A 1,120-nucleotide genomic window follows, 5' to 3' on the forward strand; every position below is an offset into this window, starting at 1 on the left:
TTTTGTCCCGGCCGCCATTCTGGCGGCAGCGGGATCGTCGCCGGAAGAATTCGTCACCGGCGACGGCGGATCCGGCGCCAAACGCGCGGTGGCGGCGATGATGGCGCTGGCACGGGAACATCTTTCCGCCTTCGAGCAAGGCGCACCGGCTCTCCCGGTCTCGCTGCGCCCGGCATTCCTGCCGCTGGCCCTGTCGCGCGCCTATCTCGGCAAGATGGAGAATGGCTCGCCGTTCGGTGGCGTGGCGCGGCTCTCGGCCTTGCGCCGGCATTGGCTATTGCTGCGCCGCGCGAGCAAGGGTTGGCCAGCACTTTGACGTAAACGTCAACCGTGCTAAGAAGTCTCCGCGCCAAAACTGTCGCCATAGACGACAGGCCGGCCGGAGGAGATACCCATTCAATGAGCTTGCCTTTGCTGGTTGCGATCGTCGCCCTTGGCATCGCGCTGTCGGTTGCCGCGGTGCATTTCACTGGCGGCAGCAAGACGGCGACGCTCAGTGGCGCAGATCATGCGAAGAGCCGGTTCGCCGAGGATTTTCCCGACGAGATCGTGGCGGCAGTCCGCCTGACAGCAGATGCCGGGACCGCGTTCCTGGATATCGGGCGAGGGCGCTTCGGGATCGTTCACAGCGTAGGCGACTGCTTCTTGACCCGCATCGTCACGCCTCAAGATGTCACGATTTTGGACGCTGGAGACGGGAATACGGTCTCGCTGCGGCTCGCCGATTTCACCTGGAAGGGCGGCCGCTTCCGCTTTGCCAGCGCAACGGATGCGCAAGGCTTGCTGAAGGCGCTTGAGCCGCAGAGTTTCGGCGGAGAGGCGGCATGATGGACGACTACAATTTTCCGCAGGTCACTCAACTGGCCATCCCGTTCTTCGTTGTCGCGATCCTGATCGAGCTTTGGTTGGTGCGCACCGGCCGTGCCAAGGGTTCGTTCGAAACGCGCGACACATTGACCAGCCTGATGATGGGTACCGGCAATGTCGTTGCCGGGCTGCTGCTTGGCGTCGTGTCCTACTGGGCGTTGCTGTGGCTCTGGCAGTTCCGCGTCTTCAATCTCGGCCTGTCGATCTGGGTCTTTCTGGTGGCCTTCCTGCTCGATGATCTGCGCTACTATTT

The 1,120-nt window shown here is 62.9% G+C and carries 2 protein-coding genes and 1 pseudogene; all 3 read left to right on the top strand.

The features are described from left to right. A partial coding sequence (locus tag ENZ75_RS32550; protein ID WP_348630649.1) for a squalene/phytoene synthase family protein occupies nucleotides 1–316 on the top strand: 316 nt, incomplete at its 5' end. Between the two features lie 83 nt (nucleotides 317–399). Beyond that, nucleotides 400–828: a hypothetical protein gene (locus ENZ75_RS32555; RefSeq protein ID WP_027160420.1), complete on the top strand. Its 429-nt coding sequence runs from the start codon at nucleotides 400–402 to the stop codon at nucleotides 826–828. Then, nucleotides 825–1,120 (top strand): annotated as a pseudogene (locus tag ENZ75_RS32560) (sterol desaturase family protein); the annotation flags it as partial. The gene ENZ75_RS32555 and the pseudogene ENZ75_RS32560, both read left to right, overlap by 4 nt.

The sequence above is a fragment of the Mesorhizobium sp. M7A.F.Ca.CA.002.04.1.1 genome (assembly GCF_004022805.1).
Classification (GTDB): Bacteria; Pseudomonadota; Alphaproteobacteria; order Rhizobiales; family Rhizobiaceae; genus Mesorhizobium; species Mesorhizobium ciceri.

Bases quoted from the DNA above. Each gene is read 5' to 3' on its own strand.
- ENZ75_RS32555 (WP_027160420.1), top strand. From the start codon at position 400: ATGAGCTTGCCTTTGCTGGTTGCGATCGTCGCCCTTGGCATCGCGCTG.